Origin of the sequence: Cytobacillus pseudoceanisediminis, from assembly GCF_023516215.1 — a bacterium.
Taxonomy (GTDB): Bacteria; Bacillota; Bacilli; order Bacillales; family Cytobacillaceae; genus Cytobacillus; species Cytobacillus pseudoceanisediminis.
Map to the genome: position 1 here is coordinate 2,587,592 of NZ_CP097349.1, position 20,191 is coordinate 2,607,782.

General features: G+C 40.5%; 22 protein-coding genes and 4 pseudogenes. 8 read left to right on the plus strand and 18 right to left on the minus strand.

The window, feature by feature from the left end:
- Positions 1-100: 100 nt before the first annotated feature.
- Positions 101-1,096, minus strand: coding sequence for a TAXI family TRAP transporter solute-binding subunit (locus tag M5V91_RS13850; protein ID WP_009331169.1), 996 nt, complete (start codon positions 1,094-1,096; stop codon positions 101-103).
- A 267-nt stretch (positions 1,097-1,363) separates the two neighbouring features.
- Here M5V91_RS13850 and M5V91_RS13855 point away from each other — a divergent pair, with 267 nt between their 5' ends.
- The 4 genes from M5V91_RS13855 to M5V91_RS13870 all read left to right on the plus strand — a co-directional run bounded on the left by M5V91_RS13855 (position 1,364) and on the right by M5V91_RS13870 (position 4,000).
- Positions 1,364-2,089: an alpha/beta hydrolase gene (locus tag M5V91_RS13855; protein ID WP_009331170.1), complete on the plus strand. Its 726-nt coding sequence runs from the start codon at positions 1,364-1,366 to the stop codon at positions 2,087-2,089.
- 186 nt (positions 2,090-2,275) lie between these two features.
- Positions 2,276-2,794, plus strand: coding sequence for a YjcG family protein (locus M5V91_RS13860; protein ID WP_009331171.1), 519 nt, complete (start codon positions 2,276-2,278; stop codon positions 2,792-2,794).
- Between the two features lie 6 nt (positions 2,795-2,800).
- Positions 2,801-3,223, plus strand: coding sequence for a GNAT family N-acetyltransferase (locus M5V91_RS13865; RefSeq protein ID WP_019381504.1), 423 nt, complete (start codon positions 2,801-2,803; stop codon positions 3,221-3,223).
- A 102-nt stretch (positions 3,224-3,325) separates the two neighbouring features.
- The gene (locus M5V91_RS13870) at positions 3,326-4,000 is read left to right on the plus strand and encodes a DUF421 domain-containing protein (RefSeq protein ID WP_071156863.1); all 675 of its coding nucleotides are present in this window, start codon (positions 3,326-3,328) and stop codon (positions 3,998-4,000) included.
- Positions 4,001-4,016: 16 nt separating this feature from the next.
- Here M5V91_RS13870 and M5V91_RS13875 read toward each other — a convergent pair whose 3' ends face one another.
- Positions 4,017-4,301, minus strand: a complete 285-nt coding sequence (locus M5V91_RS13875; RefSeq protein ID WP_019381502.1) for a hypothetical protein — start codon at positions 4,299-4,301, stop codon at positions 4,017-4,019.
- Positions 4,302-4,503: 202 nt separating this feature from the next.
- On the opposite strand from M5V91_RS13875, the gene M5V91_RS13880 reads away from it, so the two are divergent.
- The gene (locus M5V91_RS13880; protein ID WP_284522225.1) at positions 4,504-4,884 is read left to right on the plus strand and encodes a competence protein CoiA family protein; all 381 of its coding nucleotides are present in this window, start codon (positions 4,504-4,506) and stop codon (positions 4,882-4,884) included.
- Positions 4,885-4,930: 46 nt separating this feature from the next.
- Positions 4,931-6,820 (plus strand): ATP-dependent helicase, encoded by a 1,890-nt coding sequence (locus M5V91_RS13885; protein WP_284522226.1) that lies wholly within the window; start codon positions 4,931-4,933, stop codon positions 6,818-6,820.
- A gap of 37 nt (positions 6,821-6,857) precedes the next feature.
- On the opposite strand, the gene spoVIF is transcribed toward M5V91_RS13885, so the two are convergent.
- The 8 genes and pseudogenes from spoVIF to M5V91_RS13925 form a co-directional block, all read right to left on the minus strand.
- Positions 6,858-7,112, minus strand: coding sequence for a sporulation-specific transcription regulator SpoVIF (spoVIF, locus tag M5V91_RS13890; protein WP_009331176.1), 255 nt, complete (start codon positions 7,110-7,112; stop codon positions 6,858-6,860).
- 144 nt (positions 7,113-7,256) lie between these two features.
- Positions 7,257-7,370 (minus strand): YjcZ family sporulation protein, encoded by a 114-nt coding sequence (locus tag M5V91_RS13895; protein ID WP_019381501.1) that lies wholly within the window; start codon positions 7,368-7,370, stop codon positions 7,257-7,259.
- 158 nt (positions 7,371-7,528) lie between these two features.
- Entirely contained in the window at positions 7,529-7,888 is a 360-nt protein-coding gene (spoVAE, locus tag M5V91_RS13900; protein ID WP_284522227.1) for a stage V sporulation protein AE, read from the minus strand.
- 24 nt (positions 7,889-7,912) lie between these two features.
- Positions 7,913-8,926: a stage V sporulation protein AD gene (gene spoVAD / locus M5V91_RS13905; protein WP_009331178.1), complete on the minus strand. Its 1,014-nt coding sequence runs from the start codon at positions 8,924-8,926 to the stop codon at positions 7,913-7,915.
- Between the two features lie 4 nt (positions 8,927-8,930).
- A pseudogene (gene spoVAC / locus M5V91_RS13910) lies at positions 8,931-9,395 on the minus strand (stage V sporulation protein AC); the annotation flags it as partial.
- Between the two features lie 15 nt (positions 9,396-9,410).
- A complete protein-coding gene (locus M5V91_RS13915) occupies positions 9,411-9,881 on the minus strand; it encodes a YhcN/YlaJ family sporulation lipoprotein (protein ID WP_009331180.1) in 471 nt (156 codons plus the stop codon).
- 12 nt (positions 9,882-9,893) lie between these two features.
- Positions 9,894-10,109: a hypothetical protein gene (locus tag M5V91_RS13920; RefSeq protein ID WP_284522228.1), complete on the minus strand. Its 216-nt coding sequence runs from the start codon at positions 10,107-10,109 to the stop codon at positions 9,894-9,896.
- A 105-nt stretch (positions 10,110-10,214) separates the two neighbouring features.
- Positions 10,215-10,568: a DUF1360 domain-containing protein gene (locus tag M5V91_RS13925; protein WP_071156859.1), complete on the minus strand. Its 354-nt coding sequence runs from the start codon at positions 10,566-10,568 to the stop codon at positions 10,215-10,217.
- 136 nt (positions 10,569-10,704) lie between these two features.
- Here M5V91_RS13925 and M5V91_RS13930 point away from each other — a divergent pair, with 136 nt between their 5' ends.
- Positions 10,705-11,202, plus strand: coding sequence for a CotY/CotZ family spore coat protein (locus M5V91_RS13930; RefSeq protein ID WP_284522229.1), 498 nt, complete (start codon positions 10,705-10,707; stop codon positions 11,200-11,202).
- 65 nt (positions 11,203-11,267) lie between these two features.
- Here the strand turns inward: M5V91_RS13930 and M5V91_RS13935 are convergent, their stop codons facing one another.
- The 4 genes and pseudogenes from M5V91_RS13935 to mgtE all read right to left on the minus strand — a co-directional run bounded on the left by M5V91_RS13935 (position 11,268) and on the right by mgtE (position 16,083).
- Positions 11,268-11,810 carry a CotO family spore coat protein gene (locus M5V91_RS13935; RefSeq protein WP_071156857.1) on the minus strand — a complete coding sequence of 181 codons (543 nt, stop codon included), beginning with the start codon at positions 11,808-11,810 and terminating at the stop codon, positions 11,268-11,270.
- Positions 11,811-11,926: 116 nt separating this feature from the next.
- Positions 11,927-12,697: an enoyl-ACP reductase FabI gene (gene fabI / locus M5V91_RS13940; protein ID WP_284522230.1), complete on the minus strand. Its 771-nt coding sequence runs from the start codon at positions 12,695-12,697 to the stop codon at positions 11,927-11,929.
- Between the two features lie 137 nt (positions 12,698-12,834).
- Positions 12,835-14,693 (minus strand): annotated as a pseudogene (locus M5V91_RS13945) (monovalent cation:proton antiporter family protein).
- Between the two features lie 11 nt (positions 14,694-14,704).
- Positions 14,705-16,083: pseudogene (gene mgtE, locus M5V91_RS13950) on the minus strand (magnesium transporter).
- A 386-nt stretch (positions 16,084-16,469) separates the two neighbouring features.
- Here mgtE and prpE point away from each other — a divergent pair.
- Positions 16,470-17,204, plus strand: a complete 735-nt coding sequence (prpE, locus tag M5V91_RS13955) for a bis(5'-nucleosyl)-tetraphosphatase PrpE (RefSeq protein ID WP_071156853.1) — start codon at positions 16,470-16,472, stop codon at positions 17,202-17,204.
- A 26-nt stretch (positions 17,205-17,230) separates the two neighbouring features.
- On the opposite strand, the pseudogene M5V91_RS13960 reads toward prpE, so the two are convergent.
- From M5V91_RS13960 to M5V91_RS13975, 4 genes and pseudogenes are all read right to left on the minus strand, one after another.
- A pseudogene (locus tag M5V91_RS13960) lies at positions 17,231-18,114 on the minus strand (RluA family pseudouridine synthase).
- 77 nt (positions 18,115-18,191) lie between these two features.
- Positions 18,192-18,986 (minus strand): NAD kinase, encoded by a 795-nt coding sequence (locus tag M5V91_RS13965; RefSeq protein WP_009331194.1) that lies wholly within the window; start codon positions 18,984-18,986, stop codon positions 18,192-18,194.
- A gap of 25 nt (positions 18,987-19,011) precedes the next feature.
- Positions 19,012-19,650, minus strand: a complete 639-nt coding sequence (yjbM, locus tag M5V91_RS13970) for a GTP diphosphokinase (RefSeq protein ID WP_009331195.1) — start codon at positions 19,648-19,650, stop codon at positions 19,012-19,014.
- Positions 19,651-19,769: 119 nt separating this feature from the next.
- A complete protein-coding gene (locus M5V91_RS13975; protein ID WP_009331196.1) occupies positions 19,770-20,135 on the minus strand; it encodes a UPF0738 family protein in 366 nt (121 codons plus the stop codon).
- Positions 20,136-20,191: the final 56 nt, after the last annotated feature.

Below are 20,191 nucleotides of genomic sequence, written 5' to 3' on the forward strand. Positions count from 1 at the left end.
ATTGGTTGCCATTTCAATTAAAAATTAATTGACCGGCGCAATCACCTTAAAAGGTTTTACAGCCGGCCAAATTTCATCATTGGATTATGTTATTGAAAGATTATTCAGCTTTAAAGCCTTTTTCGTCAAAGTACTTTTTAGCACCAGGGTGCAGTTCAATGCCAGTACCTTTGACAGCATTTTCAGCCTTAATCATTTTTCCTTTGGCATGTGTAACTTTGTCAAGGTTCTCAAAGATTGCTTTTGTAACATCGTAAACTACATCGTCTGAAAGGTCATTAGAAACAACAAGCATTGCCTGTACTGCTACTGTTGGCACAGCTTCTGCAAGCTTATATGTTCCAGATGGCACTTCATCCTGTACATAGTAAGGATATTTTTCGATTAATGCATCGATTTTATCCTGTTCAATCGGAACGATCACAACATCTTCAGTTGCAGAAAGTCCTTCAACAGCACCTGTTGGAGTTCCTGCTGTAACGAATGCTGCATCAATATTGCCATCCTGTATTCCGGCAGTTGACTCATCAAAAGAAAGATCCTGCTTTTGAATGTCATCCAATTTGATTCCGTGCACTTCAAGAATCTGTTCTGCATTCGCAGCAGTTCCTGAACCAGGAGCTCCTATTGAAACTTTTTTGCCTTTTAAGTCTTCAACAGATTTAATGCCAGATTTTGCAGTAGTAACGATCTGGATCGTTTCCGGATAAAGCGTGCCGATCGCACTCACATTATCCACTGCTGCACCTTCAAACATTAATTTTCCTTCTTGTGCATATGAAGCAATATCTGTTTGAGAGAAAGCAATCTCAGCATTGCCATCTTTCAGTGTGTTCATGTTCTCTGCAGATGCACCTGAAACTTCAGCATTTGTATCAATGCCTGTAGCATCAGAAATAATCTCAGCGAATGATCCGCCCAGCGGATAGTATGTACCGCCTGTTCCACCAGTCACGATGCTCATGAATTTAGGCTTGTCTGCGCCGCCGCCTTCTCCATCGCCGCCGCCTTCATCTTTTCCGCCTCCGCAGGCTGCAAGAACCATAGAAAGCGCTAACAGCAGAGCTGTGGCTAGGAATATACTTCTCTTTTTCATCCTATTTCCCCCTTATAAAGATTAGATTTTATCAATTATATACTAACATAAACCTTATCTGAATTGTCAAATGATCCCTCCTTGCTTTTAAAATTGCTGTTAATTGTCTTTTTGCAACTGATTCACCCCATTTGTTAATTTTATCCAAAATAAAGCGGCATGACCCATGAATGAGAATGCAAGGAAAAAGCAATTCCTATATATATATGATAAAATCTCATTGTAAACTCTTACATAACATAACAGAACTAAACGGAGGAACAAAAAATGATGGATTACCCTAGAGGATCAATACAAGATATTGCAATCGAGAGCAAGGAACTGGGTGAAGAGGTCGAGCTGCTCATTTATTTGCCCGCATCCTTCTCACCTTTATATAAATACACTGTTGTCATAGCCCAGGATGGCAAAGATTACTTCCAGCTTGGCAGAGTCGGGCGCATCGCGGATGAATTACTAAAAGATAAAGAAATTGAAAATATCATCATTGTTGGTGTCCCTTATAAAAACGTCAAAGACAGATGGAAGAAATATCATCCGGACGGCGAACAGCATAATGCTTATATTCGTTTCCTTGCACACGAGCTGGTTCCATATCTTGACCGAGAATTCCCTACTTATCAAATGGGGATGGGACGTGCCCTTATGGGAGACTCACTTGCGGCAACTGTTTCATTAATGGCGGCCCTGCAATACCCTAATACTTTTGGGAGGTTAATTCTTCAATCACCTTATGTTGACACCTCCGTTACAGAGGCAGTGCAGGAATTTACGCAGGCCCACCTTCTTAATATTTATCACGTTATCGGGAAAGGCGAAACATCTGTAAAGACAACAGGGGGTGAAGAGAAAGATTTTCTTACTCCAAATCGGGAGCTTTCCAGTTTATTTAAGCAGAAACAATTCCCTTACTTCTATGATGAATTTGATGGAAATCATACATGGACCTACTGGCAGCCTGATTTAAAAAGGGCGCTAAAGTCTATGTTTTAACTTTGATGTGTAAAAAGACCTATTCATTCGCTATAAAAAGATTATCTTGACATACTGTTTTTTATTATGAAAAAAGGTATAATTATATAATGAATTTAGAAAATTTGCTATAATAGACCAACCAAGTGTTTTTCATTTCATTTTAGCCTGCCAGTTATAAAAAATACTGAACATGGAGGTTGTTGTATGAACACTAATTACGGCATAGTTATTTTCCCGTCAAAAAAATTGCAGGATTTGGCCAATTCTTATAGAAAGCGGTATGATCCGCATTATGCTTTAATTCCTCCGCATGTAACATTAAGATCACGCTTTGAAGCATCTGAAGAAGAAATAAAACAGCTGACGGAAACACTTCATGGAATAGCGAAGAAACACGAGCCATTTCATATAAATGCTACAAAAATCAGCTCTTTCCAGCCTGTCAACAATGTCATTTATTTTAAAATTGAGCCTTCAGCCCAGCTCGAAGAGTTACATATTGAACTGAATGATCATATTAGCGGCGATACACCTGAATATAATTTTGTTCCCCATATTACCATCGGACAAAAACTCTCCAATGATGAACATTCCGATGTATATGGGAGCTTAAGAATGCAGCCTGTTAATCACGAAGAGGTTGTGGATCGTTTTCATCTTCTATATCAGCTGGAAAACGGCTCATGGACCGTTTATGAAACATTCAGGCTAGGAAAGGAATAGTGAAAAGTGGAAGTAAGAATAGTCTCATCTGAACAAGAATTGCACGATGCCTTCTCAGTAAGGAAACAAGTTTTTATCAACGAGCAAAATGTTCCTGAAGAAGAGGAAATCGATCAGTTCGAAGACGAAGCAGTCCATTTTGTACTATATAATAATGGCATGCCTGCAGGTGCCGGAAGATTTCGCACTGTTGACGGCAATGGCAAAGTGGAAAGAATATGCGTTCTGAAGGAGAACCGTCAGAGCGGCTCAGGAAAAGCAATAATGGATAAAATCGAAGAGCATGCTAAGAAACAAGGCTTGCCTGCCTTAAAATTAAATGCCCAGACGCAGGCTATCCCTTTTTATGAAAAGCTCGGCTATCAGGTAATCTCGGAAGAATTCATGGATGCCGGGATTCCCCACCGTACAATGAAAAAAACGATATAGCGGAAAAGCTTCTGCCAGGATGGCAGGAGCTTTTTTGTATGCAATAATTTGGGGCATTCTGCAAACACTATTCCAGATACAGCATTTTAAGGAGTGGTTTGAATGGAATATTTGCATATCGTAAGTGTACTTGTGATAGGATATTTTTTCTTATTTATTATGGCAAAACTCCTGGGCAAAACACAGATCACACAGATTACTCCTTTTGATTTCATCTCGGCCATCGTGTTAGGCGAGCTGGTGGGAAATGCCCTATATGATCAGGAGACTGGAATCCCCGAAATATTCTTTGCTGTTGCAGTATGGGGGATTCTCATTTACACAACAGAAATCCTTACCCAAAAATTTAAACGGGCACGCAAGCTTCTTGAAGGTGAACCCTCTATTGTTATAAAAAAAGGAAAAATCGTCTATGAAGAACTGAAGAAAAATCATCTCGACCTTAATCAGCTCCAGCACCTCCTCCGTTCAAAGGATGTCTTTTCAATCAGGGAATGCGAATATGCCATTCTTGAAACAGATGGAACGGTCAGTGCATTAAAAAAAACACTTTACTCGACCCCAACCATTGGAGATTTAAAACTCCCAATAATTAATATCGAGCTGCCAGTAACTTTAATTTTAGACGGGGAAGTGATTTGGGATAATCTCAAAAGCATCAATTGGGACGAAACAAAGCTTATTAATGAAATTAAAAACAATGGCGCCAATAATGTCAAAGATGTCTTATACGCAGAGTGGAAAAAAGGAGAGGCTTTGCACGTGCAAACGTACTGAGCCTCTCCTTCTTTTCTTATATGCATTCACTAATATAGCGGCCTTTACCCGTCAGCTCTCCGTATGTTTCTTCTGCCTTTTTTCTGGTGCTCCGTGTTTGGTTGTCCGCCCGCTGCTGAGGATTTGATTTGGTTAGCCTTCTTTGAATATTAAGAGGAAGCTCATGACGGAAATCTTTTGAATTGGATTGTGCCGATATTTTGGAAACTGGCACGAAATGAAATGGATCATATTTTGTGCCAATCTCTCTTTCTGCATACTGACTATACTGATATGAAGGTACAGGTAAAATGTAGCCCATGAATGCTCCCCTCTCTATTCTCTATGTATGTAATTATTAAAGGTATACGAAACAATCTTTACTTTTATGTACCCGTTTACATAAAATTATAAACAGAAAAGCACTTTAGAATCCTTTACCGGTTTGTTATGATAAAATTTGTCTTGTTATAAGGATGATAAATAATTTAAACTCGGCAATTTATAAAAATGGGGTATTTTTTATGAAGACAGCAATTTTACATAATAAAGCAGTGAATCTGGAACAATTGAATCGAGAAAGTTTTCAGCATATTTATGAAGAAGGCAAAAAAGGAAAGCTGCATTGCCCTGATTGCGGAGCTTCTGTCCGTTTGTATTTAGGAATTATGGATGAGCCTCATTTTTATCATATTCAGCAAAGCAGCAGGATGTGCAAGGATATAATAATGAAACAAGAATCAGCTAAGATTGAAACTGAAGAATATATAGAAAGAAACGGCTTTAAAGTTCCTGTTTCAAGGCCCATTGCTTCTGCTGCTGTAAAAGAAATCGAATCAGCCTTTAAAAAGCTCAGCCGGCAAAAAATATCCCCCTTATATCCAGGAAAGCACTCACAATCCTAGTTTCCCTGATGAATACCTAAAGTCCCTATCACAAGCAGGAGTCTTTTTGGATGAACAGCAGGCAGCGGCTGTCTCACATATTGATGGGCCTCTGCTCGTTCTTGCAGGAGCAGGGAGCGGCAAGACCCGAGTTTTAACAACCAGGACTGCTTTTATGCTCCGCGAGAAAGATATCGATCCTAAATCAATAATGCTCGTTACTTTTACAGCTAAGGCTGCGGCTGAAATGAAGGAGCGCCTTACCCAATATCCCGGAATGGATTCACGAAAAGTCAGGCAAATCGTTTCCGGCACTTTTCACAGCTTGTTTTACCGGATTCTCTCCTTCCACAATCCGGAAAAATGGTCTTCCGGCAAACTCCTTAATAAAGAATGGCAGCGGGAACAGATCATTAAGGAATCCAGCAAAGACTTAAAGCTCGATGAAAAGGAATTTGCCTTTGACCTTGCCCTCCAGCAAATTAGCTATTGGAAAAACTCTCTTACCGTACCTGGGAGGGTTCATCCAAAGAATGATTGGGAGGAACAGACCGCGATTCTATATGAAAGGTATGAACAAACAAAATTAAGAAGAGAATTATTTGATTTTGATGATATGCTGACGGGCTGCCATGCTCTTTTTCATGAAAAGCCTGAAATTCTTGAACAATATCAAAATCGCTTTCATTATTTTCTGATCGATGAGTTCCAGGATATTAATAATGTTCAATATGAGCTTATGAAAATGCTGTCCGATAAAACAAAGAATGTCTGTGCAGTGGGTGACGATGATCAATCTATTTATGCTTTCAGAGGAAGCGATCCCCAATATCTTTTAGATTTCGAGAAAGATTTCCCTGGTGCTAAAGTTATAACATTGAATCAGAATTACCGCTCTGCTCACGAAATCGTATCAGCAGCGAACCAAATCATTTCTTTAAATAAACATAGACGTGTCAAAAGCATGAATGCCCAATTTTCTGGCGGGCAGCACCCTTTCCTCTTTTTTCCTTTTGATGAGGAAGAAGAAGCAACGATGATTATGACTGATATTCAGGAAAAAATTGAAGAAGGATATGAGCCGCGGGATTTTGCAGTATTATTCCGCACCCATACTGGCAGCAGGGCCATTTTTGAAAGGCTGGCCAATTCCAGCCTTCCGTTTAAATTGGATCAGGATGCCGAATCATTTTATGATCGGTTTATTGTTCGGAGCATGCTTGCTTTTCTAAAGTTATCATTAAATGAGGATGACCAGAATGCCTTGAAAGATATGCTCCCTTCTCTATTTGTTAAACAATCAGTCCTTCAGGATATTAAGGCAGAAAGCATCTTGCAGGATTGCTCAATGCTGGAGTGCCTAAAGTTTATAAAAACAGGATTTGCTTTTCAGGAAAGCAAGTTAAAAAAAGTGATCCCTGTTACCAGATCAATCTCAGGACTTAGTCCCATCACTGCAATTGAAACTGTTGAAAAAGAACTGGGCTTCCAGGACTTTATAAAAAAACGCGGCAATGAAGGCAATAAAATGGATAAAGGCTCTGATGATATAAAAGATTTGAAGGTCGCTGCGCGCAACTTTCAATCTCTTCATGAGTTTCTGGAGCACACTGAACATATGAGAGCCATGAACAAAGAAATCAAGCGCCTCAGCAGGAATAATGATAATGCCATTACATTAAGCACTATCCACCGTTCAAAGGGGCTTGAATATAATGTGGTATATGTTGCCGGTGCAGTTGAAGGAAACCTCCCGCATGATCATGCACTGGAAGCTTACCGTTCAGGTGAGTCTGCACCGCTGGAGGAAGAACGAAGGTTAATGTACGTTGCCGTTACAAGGGCAAGGAAGGACTTATACATTTCTGTGCCGGAAAAAAGGCGGGGACGGAAGGCATATGCCTCAAGGTTCCTTGCCCCCATTACAAGAAGCGGCAGGAATAAAGGCGGAAAATAAACAGAAGACCTGGCTGCAACCCGGCCAGGTCCTTCTGTTATTTTTTATTCATCATCTGGGAAATTGTATTAAAGTCAAGCTGCTTTCCATCAGCAACAATCGATTTCACAATCTTATCTTCCATATCCTTGGAAACGGGTTTATTAGCAATTTGCGAAACTCTTTTGATTACATTTCGTACTGTTTTTTCATCTTTAAAATTTGCATTCTGCAATGAGCCGGCCAGTTCCAATACATCCTTCATATTTACGCCTGTTTTCTTTTCAAGGTTTTTAAAAAAGTTGTTATCCATCCTGCTCAATCACGCTCCTTCATTTACTCCTTTATATCTTATGAAGGTGGGCGAAAAACGTGAAATGTATTAAAAATTTATGTACTGATACGCAAAAAAGCCAACACAAAACCTGCTGCCGGTTCTGAGTCAGCCTTTGTGAATCTAATTGTAGAAACTTGCGCCGACGATAATGAGTAAAATGAATAGGACGACGATTAGAACAAACGTATTCCCATAGCCCCCGCCATATCCGCAGCCTCCATAGCCATAGCCCATGCCTCTCACCTCACTTGGATTTCTTCCTACAACATATGTGAAAATAAAGCAGGGGTATGGGCAAGCTCCCAAGGCAGGCTTGGTTTATTCAGTCAGATTGAAATAAGAGGCTTGTTTTTAAATAACTTGAAGGCATTCTTGTGTATTTACCATATCATTTACCCTTTTGGCTTGAAAATTAGTGCACCGATAAAACCGAAAATTATCGCAGCTGAAATACCGGAGCTGGTTACTTCGAACATTCCGGTCAATACGCCGACAAGCCCGTGCTGATCAGCTTCCTGAAGGGCTCCATGGACGAGGGAATTGCCAAAGCTTGTTATAGGGATTGTCGCTCCGGCCCCCGCAAAGTCCGCAAGCGGTTCATAAAGGCCAACACCATCAAGAACAGCTCCCAATACAACCAAAAGACTTAATGTATGGCCAGGTGTTAACTTAAAAACATCAAATAATATTTGTCCAAATACGCAAAATAGGCCTCCAATTACAAAAGCCCAAAAAACATAGGCAGCATACAAATATTCCTCCTTTTAACATCCTCTTTAAGTCATTTCGATTGAAACTGCATGTGCAATACAGGGGATGCTTTCACTCTGCTGGAATGTCAATGGTGATAATAAAGCGCCCGTCGCGACAACAAGGATTCTCTTGTAAGTCCCTTGTTTCATTTGATTCAAAAGGTGTCCGTACAAAACAGCAGCCGAGCACCCTGCGCCGCTTCCTCCAGACTGGACTGGCTGATCATCTTTATAAATCATTAATCCGCAATCTTTAAATTTCTCTCTATCTATGTTCAATCCATTATTTTTGAGCAGTTCATAAGCTGTTTCCTGGCCAATTCTCCCAAGATCCCCTGTGACAATCAGATCGTAATGAGATGGATCCAGCTGCATGTCTTTGAAGTGTGCAGTAATGGTATCTGCTGCTGCCGGCGCCATAGCTCCTCCCATATTAAAAGGATCTGTCAAACCCATGTCGATTACTTTGCCGATTGTAGCAGAAGTGGTAACCGGCAAATTCGAACCAGCTGCGTTTGCTGAGACCAGTGCCGCACCTGCACCAGTTACTGTCCACTGTGCTGTTGGAGGCTTTTGGCCTCCGTATTCTGTCGGGTATCTGAATTGTTTTTCAACAGCCGCATTATGGCTGGAAGCTCCTGTCAAAACGTGATCAGCACCACGGTAATTAACAATGAAGGATGCCAGCGCAAGTCCTTCCATTGAAGTTGAACAAGCTCCGAAAACCCCGAAATATGGGATTTGTATCGTTCTTGCACTTAAACTTGAAGGTGTTATCTGATTGATTAAATCCCCGGCAATATAAAATTGTACATCCTCCTTTTGGACATTTGCCTTATTTAAGGCAGTCTGTCCCGCCTCTTCCAAAAGGATCCGATGTGCTTTCTCATAAGAGTCTTCACCCATCCACAAATCATCATGCAGAACATCAAAATCCTCTGACAGATTGCCGTTTGCCTCAAATGGCCCGCCGGAAACACCTGCAGCTGCAATTACCGGACGGTTTTGAAAGACCCAGGATTGTTTTCCCTTTAGCATTAAATAACCCCCAAATAATTAATAGCGTTTTAATTAGGGCCACAACGAAAGCCGAAAACACACCAAAAAGAATAACCGACCCTGCAAGCTTGAACATGTTTCCCCCTACACCCAGGACAAAGCCTTCCGTTCGATGCTCAATAGCAGCTGAAATTACAGCATTTCCAAATCCCGTTACAGGAACTGCACTGCCTGCTCCGCCGAACTGCCCCAAACGGTCATAAACGCCAAAACCTGTCAGCAGCATGGAGATAAAGATCATGGTAGCAACAGTTGGATTTCCGGCTGTCTGTTCGGTAAAGTTAAAAAAGTAGATATAAAAATAAGTTATTGCCTGTCCAACAACACAGATGAGACCTCCCACCCAGAAAGCACGAATGCAATTTTTCAGGACTGGGCGCTTCAGCTCATGCTTTTGCTCGAGCTTCTCATATTGCTGCTGTTCCGGTGTTTTTGTTTTTTTACTCATGCCCCTGCTCCCTTCCTATGTCATTTCATTTTTAAGCTTTATGATTTTATCAAGTTTCTTTTTAGCCTTTTTGTCTGTAAAATTGGGATCTTTCATTTTTTCCTGGAGTTCTACTGCCTCAATAAAGATTTTATAATCGCTTGAAACAATGAAGTTCTCATCAGGGTATTTCTCCTCAAGCATTTTTGTCATTTTCTTTTCAATTTTTTTCATGTGGAATCGCTGCAAATGCTTCACTTTGTAAGCAACTAGAGTATCCCCATTGCTCTTTACCACTGCAACATCATAAAGTTCTTTCATTTTTTCGACGTCATGTTCAATGTTTTCAACTAAATCCAAATTTCCCTTTGTATTTTTATCAATTAATACAGCAGGGGGATTAGTCGTTTTGAGCAGCGCAAGGTCGCTCTCCGTCACCTTTCCATCTCCGCTGCAGCCTGATAATAAGATCAGTGAAAATGCAATAAACGATAAAAGTTTTTTCATAATAGTCCCTTCCTATGTAGAATCTTTAATTATATTGTCCTCGAATAGTTTTGGATTTATGAATATTACTTCCCATCCTATTTTTCCCAGAAGAAAACAATAAAAAAAGCCGGGACCTCCGGCTATTGAGCTTTCTTCGTTTTTTTCCGCAGCCGCACCCTTTTTCTTTTTCTTGCTGACCGGCTGTGTTTTTTCCGCGTGCTGATCCTTATGATTCTTTAACATCATTGAGGCCCTCCATTAACAATAATTTTCCTCTTTTTAATTTATGCTGAGCCTCAAAGCTTGTGTAAAACAAACGCCCACATGCTGGAACAAATAGCTATAAGCAAATTAATTAATTAATTTTTGCACCAGAGATTCTATAATAGCTGCAAGTCCGGCAACTGCTAAAATCAGCAGCACCGGAGCTGCCAATGATGCATAGAAGTAATATAACAAATATAAAAAAACCGCACTCCACACACCAGTACACCAGTAACAGCTTAAAAGTTCTCCCAAGAAACCTCGCAATTTTCCATCTTTCACAACCAAAAAAACTTCAATTTCGCCGTTTTCATCCTTTTCTTCAACCTCTTCCAAAAAAGGCTTGCGCAAAAACTCGGTAATTTTATCAAATACAATCAGTCTGGTCAGCCTGAAGCTTGCAAGAGCAAAAATCAGCAGTTCCATAGGTGTTATGTCCATTTTTTTCACCTCCAATGTAAAAAAATAGCCTATTTTTTCAAAAAACAAGGCGTTTGTCCGTAACCCATAGGGCACTTCGGCAATATGTTAGTAGTGTAGACCACAAGAAACAAACAAGGAGGAAAACAAAAATGGGTTGTGGAAAAAAGACGACTTCAAAGGCAAAAGCTGTGTATGTGAAGTAGTTCGTGCTATAAAAGATATTCAAGATAACGCAGAAGATGTGTGCGAATGCCCTTCAAACTGTTTCCTGGAGCCGCTTGGAGCGATATCACCTTCAAACAGAAAGCGCCATAAGCGTCCGGATACACGCGTATTCACATTAAAAACTGCGGACGGTTCACCATTCCATGCATTCTTTACAGGAAATGACTGTGCATGTGTTTCGATCTTTTTTAGAGTAGAAGAAGTATTCGATAACTGCTGCGCGGTGCTTCGTGTACTAGAGCCGGTTAACAGAAAAGAAGGCCCTGACAAGACAGTAAACCTTGCAGATGACTGCTGCATCGACTTAAGAAAGGTTTGCGAAGTTGACTACTTCCGCAGTACAAATGACTGTGTTACCGTTGATTTAACATGTTTCTGCGCTGTTCAATGTATTGCAGATGTTGACCTGGATATCTGTGAAGACTAATTAAATGCAGCCAGCCGACCATTCGGCTGGCTATTTTTTTGGCCGATTTCCGCCAGAGTTTAGTTTTACCTTCTTAGTCCAATCATTTTAACTGTATTTAAAGATTGAAGATTTAATTGCTCAATTGTATCATCGAACAACTTAATCTCGATCCATTCTTCATTTTTTGAAACCAGAAATCCTCTTATTGCCTTCTCGCCGGTTTCAAATATACAGGGTATAGGCGGAAGCTGTTTAGGAAAATCAATTAAGTAATCCAGGCGCTCAAGAGTGTCCATTTCCTTAAAGCTTTTTACACGATTGAAAGCCGGCTTTCTTTTTTCCGACGTAAACGCAAAGGATGCACTTTCTTTTTTCTCTTCCCTGCCTGCTTGGAATTCTTCAATAGCTTCCTTCACCTTTATTTCGGTCATATTTTCGTTTTTTTCTTCGGGCATCGCCTGTTCATTTATTTTGTCTGCGGGTTCCGGTACACTTTCTTTTTGTTCCAGTTTACGATCCAGCTCTGCTTTTCTGCTGGAGTAGACTGTTTGCATCCTGGTTTCTGGAAATTGAAAACTCGGCTGCTGTATATAAAATAATGGTTCCTTCACTTTTTTCTCAGCCATTTTTTGCCCACCTCCGCTAATCTTATTGTTCGTCGTATTATATGTATGCAGAAGATGGGCTTTCGTTTCTGATGGAAATAAAAAAAGCCCGCTCACATTGGAGCAGGCAATTTCTATTACAGAATATGATAACCGGAATCTACGTGAATATTTTCACCCGTTATTCCTCGGGACAGGCTGCTGAATAAGAATAAAGCTGTATCCCCTACTTCTTCCGGTGTTGTTGTTTTACGTAGAGGAGCCCGTTCTTCAATTTCTTTCAGGATAGAATTGAACTCGCTGATTCCTTTTGCAGAAAGAGTCCTGATTGGACCTGCTGAAATGGAATTGACCCGAATTCCATCTTTACCGAGGTCGTTTGCCAAATATTTGACACTTGCGTCAAGGGAGGCTTTTGCTACACCCATAACATTATAATTTTTCACAACCTTTTCACCGCCAAGGTATGTGAGAGTCACAATGCTTCCGCCTTCTGTCATTAAGCCTTTTGCTTCCTTGGCAACGGCAGTCAATGAATAAGAGCTGATATTGTGAGCTAAAAGAAACCCGTCTCTTGTGGTGTTCATATATTCTCCCTGAAGTTCTTCTTTATGGGCAAAGGCGATGCAGTGGGCAATTCCATGAATTACACCAGCTTCCTCCTTAATCGTGCCAAAGCATTTCGCGATGTCTTCATCACTTGTTACATCACAAGGAAGAACTAATGAATGTGCATCCTCCAATGATTCAGCCAGTTCACTCACACTTTTCTCAAGTCTTTCTCCCGCATATGTAAAAATTAAACGGGCACCAGCATCATGAAGGGATTTGGCAATTCCCCATGCAATACTTCTTTTATTTGCCACACCCATTACAACGAATGTTTTGCCATTTAGTGAAAGAGTCATTTTAAAATCCTCCTGATTTATTATTACATGTTATTAGTACCTAGTACTAATTGTACATCAATTTACCTGAAAAGAAAAGCCGAAAAAATCCTGCTATTAAAGCAGAACTTTATCGGCAAGAAAGATGCCGGAGAGCCCTAACACCATTCACAAAATTCAAGTTCCCTTTTTAATTCATCAACGTACTCCTTAGATCCCGTAACAATCAGGCGGTCATTAACATGCAGTTCAGTATCCCCGTGCGGAACAATAGAATCCTTTCCTCTAAATATACGTACGAATATTACATCCCCTGTAAACGGGAATCGCCGAAGCATCATGCCTTCAAACTGCTCATTCTTTAATCGGATCTCGTATAAAGCTGTTTCCTGGTTCGTTAAAATGTTTACCACACTCGGTGATTCGATTAAAGCACGAAGCAGCGCCTTAGACGAAAGAATGGTTGAAAACAGCTCAATATCATGTTCCCGTAATGTTTCTTCCATATCAGGGCTTTCCATCCGGCAAATGACACGATCCACTCCTTTTTCTTTAAAAGCAATAGATAATGTGGCATTTGTCTCTTCATCCCCTGTCGAGATTACTACAATATCTGACTCAACTGCTTCTGTACCTTCAAAATTTTCAATATCAAATTCATCAATTTCAATGATATCAAACAAAGAATCAGCTATCTGCTTTTCCGCCTTTTCCTGCTTTTTATGATACAAAGCTGGTTCGTAAAGGGATGATTTAAGTTCATTATAGATCGGCATCGTCATTTGATTAGCACCAATGAACGATACTTTTAGCTTTTTCTCTTCGGCCGCTTCCATAGGGAATAGCTTTTTAAAGACTACAGGAGTAAATATACTCGTTATGACAGCGACTAAAATCAAGGTTCCGCTCATTTCGGCGGTAATGACATCCATTCTTTCACCAATAGTTGCTGCAGCAATAACAAGGGAAAGAGTTGACGTTAATAAAAACCCTGTAGCAATAACAGTTTTAATGTCATACCATCTTTTAAAATATAGATTGGTAAAAGTTTTGAAAGCAGCAGTGCAATCAGCAGCAACGGAATAAGCATTAGCAATTTAGGATCTCCAAACAATGTCCATACGTCGAGATCCACCCCTACCATCACAAAGAAAATAGGGATGAGGAATCCATATCCAAAGGAATCCAGTTTATGGATCATTTCCTGATTTGGCGCCAGCAATGATACGAGCACTCCGGCCAGGAAAGCACCTAATATATTCTCTGCCCCAACTGTTTCTGATAACGCCACCAGGAAAATGATCAGTGCAAATACTGCTCTTGTTCCAATCTGAACAGTCCCAGTAGACATCGCTTCAAGAAAATTAAGGTTTTTGAACCTTCTGCCTAGGAAATACAGCAATACTCCTACGCCAAATAGGACGAGAAGCAGCCAGGTATTCCCTCCGCCTGTGTCATTTAAAGAAACAAACACAGCCAGAAGAATCATCGTAGCCAAATCAGCAATAACGGCAATCAGCAGAATGATTTGGCCTATGCCTGTTTTCATTAAATGGGCTTCCTTAAGTGTTGGAACCACTACTCCCAGAGAAATGGTCGAAATAATTAATGTCATTAAAAAGGCATTATCAATGAATCCTGCCCAGACAAATAAATACGATAGACCTAATGAAACCAAAAATATTCCTATAAATACAATAGAAGACACAGCAAAAGAGTTTGGCTCAAGCTTCCCGCTTGGGAGCTTTACTCTCTTCTTTGCCGAAGAGAAAGCTGTAAAGTCAATTTCCAGACCGCTCAAGAACATTAGAAATATAAATCCAAGAGTCGAAAGAGTTTCCAGCCACATATCCTCATGCACGATATCAAAGCCGCTTTTACCGATAATCAAACCTATAAGAATCTCTGCCACCACTACAGGGATGAAATTAATTTTCAGCCGGTGCAGCAAAATGGGCGTGATAAAAGCAGCCAATATCACAATGACCAGCGAAGCTACCGATGCTCCATGTTCCATAACATAACCCCTTAACCTGTTAAGTAGCTCATAAATAATGTCGCCATTCCAAAATAAATTAAAATACTGATTAGATCATTAATAGTTGTAATAAATGGACCTGAGGCTACAGCCGGGTCAATTTTCATCCTGTGCATTAGCAATGGGATCAGCGCACCGGCAAGGGTGGCGACTATCAACGTAAACAAAATTGAAACGCCAACTAAAACACCAAGAAAGAAATTTCCTTTCCAGAAGTAAACAATGAAAGTTACAAGAACTCCGCAAATTCCGCCATTAATTAACCCAGTCCCGGCTTCCCTTATCACCAGTTTCCACTTATTTTCTTTCTCCAGGTCACCTGTAGCAATACCCCGGACAGCAACAGCCAATGCCTGAGTCCCTGTATTTCCTGCCATCCCTGCAATAAGAGGAATGAAAACAGCCAGAATGGCAACCTTATCCAGGGTATCCTCAAATCTTCCGATAAGGCTTGCAGTTAACATACCCAAAAACAGCAGGATGATAAGCCAGGGGAGCCGTTTACGTGCTGCAGAAACTGGATTCCTGTCAATATGATCCATATCCGATACAGCAGCCAATTTGGAATAATCATCAGATGCTTCTTCTTCCATGACATCCATGACATCATCAACTGTAATAATACCCAGCAAATGGTTTTGAAAATCCACAACCGGTACGGCGAGGAAGTTATAGTCCTTAATTTTTCTTGCGACTTCTTCCTGATCTTCACCAACTGATACGGAAACTACCCTGTCATTTGTAATTTCCGAAATCATCGTATCATCATCACTTACTATTAAATCCCTTAATGAAATAACGCCAATAAGTTTTTTTCGTCATTTACAACGTACACATAATAAATGGTTTCCGCTCTTGGCGCTTCATTTTTCAGGATATACATAGCTGAACGAACCGTCTGATTGGCTGACAGTGAGACAAATTCCGTCGTCATGATACTTCCTGCTGTATATTCTTCGTAATGAAGCAAATCCTTAATTTCTTTTGCCGATTCATCATCCATAATTGTCAAATAGCTGACAACCTGGTCTTTATCCAGTTCATTTAAAACATCAACGGCATCATCGGCATACATTTCTGAAAGCATATCCGCCGCATAGTGGGGGTTCATCTCAGCAAGGACATCTTTATAATCTTCTTCCTCAATCTCCAGATTTTCAAATAGAGCTGCCATTTCTTCCGGAGAGAGATAAAGATAAATTTTCGCCCGGATTTCCTCATCCAGATCTTTAAAAAATGAAGCCTGATCATAAGGGTGCATATCAAGAAATTCTTTCCTGAAGATATCAATTTCTTCATTTTGTAAAGATTGGATTAAAAGACTGGTATTGATGTGGGAATCTGCCCTTTCCACTGTGTGATCTTCCATAGAGATTACCTCCTCTCATACAATGAAATCATCCTTTTGAAATTCATTCGCAGCACAGGAACCTGAGATAAATGGGAACAATTTCATTCTTGCTGTGGAACTGATATTGCCAGCGGTATTTTTGTTAAACACGAACCACGAGCATCTTGCCCGTTAAAAAACGTCACAGGAAAACGTACTTCACTATACTAGCAAATCTTTGTTTTTTTGTCGTCTCTGAACATTCATAACTTCAAATGAACGGTTATGTACTTTTCATAATTTTAATTTTCCCATTCCTTAAACTTAAAACCGTTAAAGCTTTCTCTGCAGGCTGAAAATAAACGTCATGATAAATATTATGAAAATTGATATCATAACAGTAGAACTATTAAAGGAGCCTATATATGAGACTTGATATTATTGGTGATATTCACGGCTGCTTTGCTGAATTTAAAGAACTGACTTTGAAAATGGGCTATAGTTGGAAGAGGGGATTTCCTGTCCACCCTAGTAATAGAAAACTCGCCTTTGTTGGAGACTTAACAGACAGAGGACCAGAATCTCTGGCAGTCGTCGAATCAGTATATAACCTTGCCGCAAATGACCTGGCGTACTATGTCCCGGGCAATCATTGCAATAAACTATACCGCTACTTTCTAGGGAATAAAGTTCAAATTACACATGGCCTGGAAACCACAGCAGCTGAATACGAGCAGCTGGACCCGCAATCACAGATGGAAATTAAACGTAAATTTATGGAATTATATGAAAGCGCACCGCTATACCATGTACTTGACAACAATAAACTGGTAATCGCCCATGCTGGAATTAAGGAAAGCTACATTGGGAAGCATTCATCCAAAGTTAAAACCTTTGTTCTTTACGGAGATATAACTGGAGAAAAAAATCCTGACGGGACCCCCGTGAGACGGGATTGGGCTAAACAGTATGAGGGTAAGCCAGCGGTCGTCTATGGGCATACTCCTGTAAAGGAAGTCAGGAAAATCAATAACACCTATAATATTGATACAGGTGCTGTTTTTGGAAATAAATTAACCGCAATTAGATATCCGGAAATGGAATTAATGTCTGTCCAATCAGGCATGCCTTATGCAGAAGAGAAGTTTAGGAAGATTTAATCCAAAAAGCCGGCAAATGCCGGCTTTTACAATAGACAATTCATATCTTCTGGGAGCTCCTGTTCAAACATGAGGGTTCTGTGCAGAAAGGGATGATAGAAGGAAAGGCTGCAGCAGTGCAGTGCCTGCCTCCTGATTAACTGTCTTGTGCCTCCATACAATTCATCACCTGCAAGAGGATAACCAAGCCATGCCAAATGGACTCTGATCTGATGAGTTCTGCCAGTTTCAAGCTTTAATTTTACATGTGTAAATTCTTTGCGCCGGCTGATTACCTGATAATGAGTACATGCATATTGTCCTGCCTCACTAACTTCCCGCTCAATAATACTGTCTTTTTTCTCGCAATCGGCTGTTCTATAGTACCCGCATCCCGGCTGATTGTCCCTTCTGCAAAGGCTTCATACGTCCGCTGGATTTTACGGAAGCGCTGCTGCTGGCTAAACAAATGATGCACGTGCCTGTGTTTCGCAATTAAAACCAAGCCAGAAGTATCTCGATCGAGTCGAGTCACGATATGCGCAGCAGACTTTAAGTCTATTCGCTGATAGTATCCAATCAGCCGATTAGCCAAACTTCCCGAAGGATGTTCTCTGGAAGGAATGGTACTCACACCTGCCGGTTTATTTACTATAAGAAGATAAGCATCTTCGTAAAGAATATCAAGGGGCAAGTCTTCCCCCTTCATACCTTTACTGGGAACTTCTTCAGGGAAACCAACCTGAAGAATATCTCCTTCCTTTAGTTCATAGCGGACATTGACTTCCTGATTGTTCACTTTAATGAAGCCCCCGGCAAATTTTATGTCAGTGAGTGCAGTTTTAGAAATATCATTTTCTTTTAAAAATCCCCTGATTAACGAGCCCGCCTGCGGGGCAGTAATTTTCCATTGTAATTCAAAACGCGCCATGAGCTATAGGCTCCTGTTCTGTTAGAAGTAACGGGCTTATTAAAATAAGCGATTCTAAATACTGCAGGGTTTCTTTTTCAATCAGCAACAAAGGAATCGTGTACCCTTTTCCAGAATGGGAATGGCCTGAACCTGGCAAAACGGATTTTTTCATCCGCCACTCTGAATTGTATTGATTTTACATCTTTATGAAGAAGAGTCAAATGATCAATAGTAATTTGAAAATCCGGCTCGTTCACAGGCTTCAGCATGCATGTATGGTGTGCCGGCAGTACGAGCGGAGAGCCCACTGTACGGAATACCTTGTTATTAATGGAAGCCATTTCAGCAAGCTGGATGGCAGGCAAGGAAGGATGCAGAATGGCACCCCCCAGCGCCTTATTATAAGCTGTACTCCCTGATGGAGTAGAAACACAAAGACCATCTCCCCGGAACCGTTCAAAATGCTGGCCGCGTATTTCCACATCCATTACTAATGTACCTTCCACCGCTTTGACTGTCGATTCATTCAATGCAAGATAACGGGTTTCTTTGCCTCCATGCTGGTAGCGGATAATCACTTCCAGGAGCGGATATTCAATCACCTGATACGGGGTTTTGGCAATTGCAATGACAAGCTTTTCGATTTCCTCCGGAACCCAGTCTGCATAAAACCCGAGATGCCCTGTATGTATACCCACAAACGCGGTCTTGTCCAGACGGCTGCTGTATCGGTGAAAGGCATAAAGCAAGGTGCCATCCCCGCCTACCGATATGACTATATCAGGCTCTTCTTCATCATATGTAAGCTCGAAGTCCAATAAATAGGTTCTCATTTTGTGCATGAGTGTATTAGATTTTGAATCTCCTTTTGAGGTAATGGCAAATTTCATCTTATCCAAGCTCCTCTTTTATACGTTAGTTTTCTCCCTTTTGCTGTTTTTCCTTTTTCCTTGTAAAGAATGCCTGGGCATCCTGAATCTCACCGCGAATGAGTGACATTTCTTCATCAAGCCTGAAAGCAGCCTCTGCCGCTCTCTGGAGCCTCATCTGGATATCTTCAGGGAATTGGCCCTTATATTTATAATTTAAGGAATGTTCAACCGTGGCCCAGAAATTCATGGCAAGCGTTCTAATTTGAATCTCTGCCAGGATTTTCTTCTCTCCTTTTATTGTCTGAACAGGATATCGGATCACGACATGGTAAGAGCGGTAACCGCTTGCTTTTTTATGAGATATGTAATCTCTTTCTTCAACTATTTCAAAATCATTTCTTTGTCTTAATAGTTCAACCACTCTCTTAATATCATCTACAAATTGGCACATCATTCTAACACCGGCAATATCCTGCATTTCAGATTCCAATTTGTCGAGAGGAATGCCTTTTTGGTTTGCCTTATCAAGAATGCTTGCAATAGGCTTTACCCTCCCAGTAACAAATTCAATCGGGGAATGAGTAGAATCCATTTCAAATTGGCTTCTCATGCCTTTTAGCTTTATTTTTAATTCTTCGACGGCCTGTTTATATGGCGCCAAAAATAAATCCCAATGCTTCACCTGCAACACCACCAAATATCCGAAGTTAGAAAAGCGCAAGCGCCTCGTTCACCCCCGACTTCGAGAGGGGTAACACAGCCTATCTCTTTATCCAAGTTTTTCGTTATTGAAACATTTAATTAAAATAAGTTCTCTACTTTTTCTACCATTTCATTTCCATAATTGCTGTTCCCACGGATATTTTCTACTAAATCTCCTAATTCCTCATGAAAGCCTGCCAGTTCAATGCGAGCATGATTACGATCTGAAGCAAATACACGCATCTGGCCATCCAGTGCCTTTTTTAGTTCCGGCCAGACTATTTCCGGAAGCGATATATATGTATAATCATCATTTTGTTCTGCTATGTAAATAAATGAAAGGTTGTCGGAATCAGCCAATATTTGCTGCATGGCAGTTAAGCCTGAGACTGTTCCAGCTTCTATCCCCAAAATTAATTCATTTTCAATCCATTCTGCATTTACAACTGTAAGTTTCTGTTTCATTTTTCTACCTCCATTGTCACTACCTATTCTATCGCAGATTTTATGGACAGTAAAAC